Annotated in this window: 6 protein-coding genes; 3 read left to right on the forward strand and 3 right to left on the reverse strand. The window is 64.1% G+C overall.

Going from position 1 to position 6,963, the window contains the following annotated elements:
- Positions 1-3 precede the first annotated feature (3 nt).
- The 3 genes from minD to AC1DX0_RS28115 all read left to right on the forward strand — a co-directional run bounded on the left by minD (position 4) and on the right by AC1DX0_RS28115 (position 2,833).
- Positions 4-741, forward strand: a complete 738-nt coding sequence (minD, locus tag AC1DX0_RS28105) for a septum site-determining protein MinD (RefSeq protein WP_477357666.1) — start codon at positions 4-6, stop codon at positions 739-741.
- Positions 738-1,010 carry a cell division topological specificity factor MinE gene (gene minE / locus AC1DX0_RS28110; RefSeq protein WP_477223654.1) on the forward strand — a complete coding sequence of 91 codons (273 nt, stop codon included), beginning with the start codon at positions 738-740 and terminating at the stop codon, positions 1,008-1,010. The genes minD and minE overlap by 4 nt, the downstream gene beginning before the upstream one ends.
- Before the next feature lie 377 nt (positions 1,011-1,387).
- Positions 1,388-2,833, forward strand: a complete 1,446-nt coding sequence (locus AC1DX0_RS28115) for a coiled-coil domain-containing protein (RefSeq protein WP_477357655.1) — start codon at positions 1,388-1,390, stop codon at positions 2,831-2,833.
- Between the two features lie 275 nt (positions 2,834-3,108).
- Here AC1DX0_RS28115 and AC1DX0_RS28120 read toward each other — a convergent pair whose 3' ends face one another.
- The 3 genes from AC1DX0_RS28120 to AC1DX0_RS28130 form a co-directional block, all read right to left on the reverse strand.
- Entirely contained in the window at positions 3,109-4,893 is a 1,785-nt protein-coding gene (locus AC1DX0_RS28120) for an ABC transporter ATP-binding protein (protein ID WP_477357657.1), read from the reverse strand.
- A complete protein-coding gene (locus tag AC1DX0_RS28125) occupies positions 4,893-5,930 on the reverse strand; it encodes a glycosyltransferase family 2 protein (protein WP_477357660.1) in 1,038 nt (345 codons plus the stop codon). Before AC1DX0_RS28125 ends, AC1DX0_RS28120 begins: the two co-directional genes overlap by 1 nt.
- A 4-nt stretch (positions 5,931-5,934) precedes the next feature.
- Positions 5,935-6,963, reverse strand: a 1,029-nt coding sequence (locus tag AC1DX0_RS28130; protein WP_477357663.1) for a glycosyltransferase family 2 protein, incomplete at its 5' end; no start/stop codon positions are given.

Raw genomic sequence — 6,963 nt, forward strand, 5'->3', positions numbered from 1 at the left:
GCCGTGGCCAAGACCGGCAAGAAGGTGGCGCTGGTCGATTTCGACGTCGGCCTGCGCAATCTCGACCTGATCATGGGCGCCGAGCGGCGCGTCGTGTTCGACCTCGTCAATGTCATCCAGGGCACGGCAAAGCTGTCGCAGGCGCTGATCCGCGACAAGCGGGTCGACACGCTGTTCCTGCTGCCGGCCTCGCAAACGCGCGACAAGGATGCGCTGACCGAGGAGGGCGTCGGCGAAGTCATCGACAAGCTGCGCTCGGTGTTCGACTACGTGTTCTGCGACAGCCCSGCCGGCATCGAGCGCGGCGCGCAGCTCGCCATGCGCTTTGCCGACGAGGCGGTCATCGTCACCAAYCCGGAAGTSWSSTCSGTGCGCGATTCCGATCGCATCATYGGCCTGCTCGACGCCCGCACCATGCGCGCCGAACAGGGCGAGCAGATCGCCAAGCATGTGCTGGTCACCCGTTATGACGCGGCGCGTGCGGCGCGCGGCGAAATGCTGTCCATCGACGACGTGCTGGAAATCCTCTCGGTGCCGCTGCTCGGCATCATTCCCGAAAGCCAGGACGTGCTGCGCGCCTCCAACCTCGGCTCGCCGGTGACGCTGTCGGAGCCGCTCAATTCGGCCGCCAAGGCCTACATCGAAGCCGCAAGGCGGCTCGAGGGCGAGGAATTGCCTGTCATCGTGCCCTTCGAGCGCAAGGGCTTCCTCGATCGTCTTTTGGGAAGGAGGGCGGCATGAACCTGCTCGACATCTTCAAGCGGCGCTCCAGCGCGCCGGTGGCACGCGAGCGGCTGCAAGTGCTGCTCGCCTATGAGCGCCGCAACCGCAACCAGCCCGACCTCGTCTCCATCCTGCGCGAGGAGATCATGGCCGTCATCGCCAAGCATGTGCAGATCGACCAGGATTACCTGCAGGTGTCGATGGAACGCGGCGAGACCATGTCGACGCTGGAGATCGATATCCAGATCCCCAACAAGAGCGCGGTGCCGCTGGCCATGGTGGGGTGAGTTAGCAGGACTTGGGTTTCCTCGCCCCCACGGATGTGGGGGAGAGGTGGCCGCGAAGCGGTCGGAGAGGGGGCCTGCCGTGCCGGCGGGTTTCCTCTGAATTTTTTTGAGGCCGAGCCCGCTCCGTCTTGGGCTTTGCCCGAGCCATATTGCCGGGGCGAGCCACGGGTCTCGCCCGCCTCCGGCCCGCCACATCCCCTAGGGATGACTCCAAGTTTTCCCGCGCTCTCGCTATGGTTGCCTGCAGCATTCCAGCTCCCGAATGTCCTGAAAATGCCTTCCGCCAAGGGGGGCTTCCCCTGTGCGGCCAGCGGATGTAAGGTCATATTAGCAATTCGTTAAGTACAGGGTAGAGGGTTGTGAAAGGGAGTTCGGTCATGAACTTCAAGGGCTTGATCAAGCGTGCTGAAGAGATAGACAACACATTCCAGGAGCTGCAGGTCGATCTGGCGGACGCGCTGGCATCGGATTTCGGCACCGAGGACCAGGCGCCAGAGAGCGGCGATGGCCCGAATATGGCGGCAGGAGCTGATGGCTCGCCGCCCGAGGCGGAAGCGGCAAATTCGGACAGTGCGGACGATACGAACAGTCTAGAGGCCGGGCCTCGACAGACATCCCATACCCAGACCCGGCTGGCTGCGTTGAGTGCCTTCGAAGGTCTCTTCCATGACGCCAGGGACTATATGGACGAGATCACCGGAAAGCTGTCGGAGATCGCGACTTCGCACCATTTGACGCGCGAATACCTCCACATCCTGCACAGCGACATTCTTCGCGCCAATGAGCTGGAGCTGGCAAATGCCGACCTGGCCGCGGAACAAAGAACGCTGTCGGAAAAGCTGCACGACGCGGTGAGAAGGCTGCGCGAGCGCGAAGGCGCTTTCGACCTGCAGCAGCAGCGCGAGGCAAGCCTGGTTCAGGACCGGGAGGCGTTGCGTGCAGCGCTTGCCGCGGTAAGGCTGGAACTCGTTGAGACAGCCAATGCGACCGCAAAACGCGACGCGGAGTTCGGCGAAATCGCCAAGCAGGTGACTGCCAAAACGGTCCAGGCCAACAGGCGCCTGCGCGAGAGCAAGATGCTGCGGGAACAGCATGTCAGCCTGTCGCTTGATCTCGACAAGGCGCTGAAGCGGGAATCCCTGGCGCGCCACCGGCTCGACGAGCTCTCGACGATCCATGCCAGCGAGGCAGCACGGCTTGCGAACCTGCAGGCCGCGCTCGGCAAGAGCGAGATAGAGCAGATGCGGCTAGAGAAGTCGCTCGAGGCGGCACAGGCGAAGCTGTCGGAAACAACCGAAGCGTCCCGCATGATGGAAGGTGACAGGGAAGCCGAGCTGGCTCGCAGCGAGGCGGAAATGCGCGGGTTGCGTTCGAAGATCGAGGACCTGCAATCGCGACTGGAGCAGGCGTCGAACGAGAACACCGAGGCCACCGGCGACATCGCCAGGCTCAAGACTGACTTGAACGACACCTTGGCCGAAAAGAAAATCGCCGATGAGAGATTGTCCGCTCTCACCCGTGAGAACGAAAACGACAAGATGAGCCTTTCGAAAGTGAATGCCAATCTCTCGCAGCTAACGCTGCAACAGGCGTCGGAACAGATAGAGTTCGATGTCCAGAGGCAGGAATGCGACGACCTCAAAGCCGAGATTGCGTCACTCAATGCCCGGATCRAGGAATTGCTGCCCTACGAGCGACTCCACAAAGCCACCAACGGCAGACAGCGCGAGGGCGGCGTGGTCGAGATTGCCGGCGTGGTGGCGGAAAAGGCACGTGCAGCGGGCAGGCGGCGTATCCCCAGGAACCTCCGCACGGCGACGTAGCTCACATCGTCATTCCCGGGCCTGCGCGACGTCGCTTCGGCTGGTCCTCCGGGCTCCGCTTTGCTGGGGACGCCGGGAGGTGGGCCGGAACCGCATCTGGAGAGTAAACCAATGGGCACCGGCCCGGGCGGATCGACAGGTCCGCCGCGAGAGAACAGTAGCGCGCCCGTGTACCGCGGCGCATTGGTGCGATCGCGCAGGGTGCCAGCAGCAAGTCCCCGGGCCTCTGATTCGAATGACTGATGCCGCAGCGGGAATCGCTGCCCGAACCCTTGTCAGTCGAGCGGCTCGTGCTGGTAAAGCTCGTCCATCGAGAGCGATGCCAGGGCGCCGAAAGGGGCCTGCTTCTTCACCCGGCCGCCGCTCAGGATCACCACATCGTCGCAGAACGAAATGGTGCTGTGATGGTGGCTGATGACGATGGTCGTGCGACGGCCGGCCCTCGACTTCAGGGTCTCGACGATCGCCGCTTCCGACAATCCATCGACGGCGTTGGTGGCTTCGTCGAGGATGAGCAGATCGGGATCGCGCACCAGCGCCCTGGCCAGTGCGATCCGCTGCCTCTGTCCCGCCGACAGATTGACGCCCCTGTAGCCAACCAGTGTCTCGTAGCCCAGCGGAAGCCGTTCGATGAATTCATGGGCTTCGGCCAGTCTTGCGGCGCGCTCGGCGTCACTTGGCGTCGCCGCGTCCTGGCCGTAGACTATGTTTTCGAAAATGGTGCCATCGACCAGTTCCAACTCCTGGCTGGCGAGCGCGATGTGCCGCCGCCACTGGCTGGCGTCGATCGCGTCGAGCCGGGATCCATCGACGAGGATCCTGCCGCTGTCCGGTTCCACGAAGCGGCACAGAAGATTGACGATCGTCGTCTTGCCGGCGCCCGAGCGGCCGATCAGGGCGGTCGAGCGGCCGCCGCGGATGTCGAATGTCGCCGCATGCAGCACGACCTCGCGCTGGTCCGTGCCGGAATAGGTGAACGTCACCTCATCGAAACTGATGCCCTTGCCCAAACCGTGGAACGGCCCGTCGCCTTGCGGCGGCCTGGGCTTGCCCGTGGGGTCCAGCATCCATGTCACCTCTTCCAGCGATCCGCTGAGGCCTTGCAGCTGGCTCCACGACCCTTGCAGGGCCCGCATATGCGGCTGCAGCCTGTAGAGCAGGATGACGAAGGCGATGATCAGCGGGAAACTCACTTGCGCCAGCCAGGCGCCAATCACCACCGCCAGGAACAGCATGGCGTGCAGAAAYTCCGTCAGCGGCGGCAAYACKCCCTGGCGGACCTGCAGGACGAAAGAAGCGCGGCGAACCGCATCGGACGCGGTATCGAATGTCGCCTTCTCCCGGCTCTCCTGGCCGAAGATGCGGATCAGGCGTCCGGCGTGCACCAGATGCAGCATCTGCGAGGCGAGGTGGCCGTTGCGCGAAGCGACGCTGCGGCTCGGCTCTTTCAGATTGGCCGAGAGGATGGCGTGCGCGATCTGGACGAGTGCCAGTCCGAGCGTAACCAGCAGCGTYATGCGCCACGAAAGCAGGAGCAGGAAAGCCAAGAGGATGATGGCGGCCGACGCGCTGATGATCGCCGACAGCATGATCTGGATCGCGTCGGCCGCCCGCCAGGATTCGTTGGAGATGATGTTGAGCAGGCGTCCCGGACTCTGCCTGAGGAAGAAGGGGTAGCCGACCCGCAAAAGCTGCTCCGACAGTGCGCTGCGGATCGAATGGCTGGCCTTGCCGGAGATGAAGGTCGTCAGCAGCGTGTTGGCGAAGCCGAAGATATTCTTCAGGAGGATCGAGCCGAGGATGGCGGCCGAAATGGCGACAAGCCGGTCGCGCTCGCTCAGGTCTGCTCCGACGTGCTGGAGAATTGCCGAAAAACCGGCCATTCCCGCTGCATCGCCAYGTCCCATGATGATGCCCAGCAGCGGGATGATCAGGCCGATGCCGAACCCTTCAAGCGCGGCGCCGACCAGACCGAGAGCCACCACGGCCGGAAGCAGGCGCAGTTGCCGCTTTCCGAACGCGCGGAACAGCATCGGCAGGCTAGGCGGGAGCAATGGCATTAGAGCGGTGCCTCGGCATTGGCTTGTTGATCCTGCCGCACCGGCTCGGCCTGCGGCCGTCTCGCCAGCAGGAGGAGCGCGAATCTGGCCGCGCCGAGGACATTCATGCCGACGATCGGCCAGTGCGACAGGTCGAGTTCAGGGTCGAACGCAGGTCCCCCCGCCAATTCCCGGAAAGCTGCTCTCGCGGCCCAATAGAAATGGCGAAGCAGCCAGGGTGCATGCCGAATATGTTTCAGGCAGAGCCCGCCATTGCCCAGGCTGTAGTCGCGGTGGAGCTTTTCGATGGCTTTGCGATCGCGCCGGCCATGATGATGGAAGATCGTCATGTCAGGCACATACTCGACCGGAATGCCGAGCAACACCGCCCGAACCAGGTAATCGGTATCCTCCGCCGACCGCAATGGCCCGCCGGCGCCGAAGCGCTCGTCGAAATAGCCGATACGGGCGGCGACATCGCGGTGCATCGTCATGTTGCAGCCCAACACGAAACCGCCGGGATGAACATCCGGCGTCAGCCGCTCGCGCACCCGCGASCGCTTGATCGTGAACGGCAAATCCTTGGGATCGCCCAGCTCGACACGGCCTCCCCGGATGAGCCATTGCTCTCCGGACGCATAGTGTCGCTCCAGATCTCGCAAATAGTCGCTATGGACSGCGCAATCATCATCGACGAAGACCAGYACMCGGCCACGCGCSCGCCGCAACCCGGCGTTACGGGCRGCCGCCAATCCGGGGCGTGGCTCGCTGACGGGCGTGAATGGGATGTCCGACATAGCGGCGATGCMGGCCAGGCGTTCCGCCGTGCGGTCGCTCGAGCCATTGTCGACGACCACGAGCTCGGCCGCGAAGCCGGCATGGGCACGGCACGCGGCCTGCACCGACTTGATGCAGGGCTCGAGCACGGCGACGCGGTTGCGCGTGCAGATGATGAAGCTGACTTCCGGGCCTGATCGCTCCGCTCGCGGACTTACCGGGACGGCGCCAAGCGCCGTCGAACGATCGCGTTGCAGAGGTTGGTGGGCTTTGACGGTCATTCCTCTAGCCCACCTGATGAGATGCCAGAACCGCCGCGGCGGGGGCGGATTTGAAGAAGTATTCCACGGCGTCCGCTTGCTTGCCGGCCGACAGCGAGGCGCGGCTGAGYCAGGGAGCCCAGGCGCCCGGCCGCAGCGCATATTTCTCGCGCCGCCGGATGGCGTTCCACTTCGCGGTCCGCGTCAGCAGTTCATGCGTCAGTGGGGGCTGCTTTTCGTCGGCGACGAGCTGGTAAAGGAAATAGAACAGGTTGAGCGCGCCGGCCTCGAAGCTCGGCCGTGTCTCGGCCGGCAGCGAGCAGATCCGTTCCTCCAGCGCGACGATGAAATCCGCCGCACGGGTGACGGTATCGAGGCTGACCGCATTGCCGATGTCACGCAGATCCCGCGTGCCTTGCGCGAGGTCCTCGCGCTCGAGGTTCTCGGCCACGATCCGCAAATGCGTCCTGCGCATCTCGTTACTGTGCCGGCTGGTCACGCTTGCCTGATGGACGCGGTAGACGAGCAGGTTTTCGGGCATCATGGCTGCCGGGTAACGGCCGGCCAGCCGCCCGAAAAGATCGAAATCCTCGGCGTGCCTGTAGGTTGGGTCGTAGTTGAGAGCGTCATCCTCGATGACCTTCCTGTTGTAGACGACCGTCGGATGCATGAAGATCGTGAAGAACATCGCCAAAACAGGGATGCGGCCGAACTGGAACACCGGATCGGGCTTGCCCCTGGCGATGCGGCCGCGGATCAACATGTCGACGCCGGCGCCGCAGAAGCCGAGCTCGGGCCGCCGCTCGAACAGCGCCACCTGGCGCGACAGGCGCCAGGGATAGGCGATGTCGTCCGCATCCATCCGTGCGACCAGCTCGCCCCGGGCGACCGCCAGCCCTTCGTTGAGCGTTGCGACGAGGCCGCGGTTTTCACGCGAGATGATCGAAATGCGGCTGTCGGTCTCCCGGTACCGCTCGAGGATCTCGAGCGAATCGTCGCTCGACCCGTCATCGATGGCGATGACCTCCAGCCGGCGGTAGTCCTGCCGCAGGAT

This window comes from Mesorhizobium sp. P3_A9 (genome assembly GCF_056402975.1).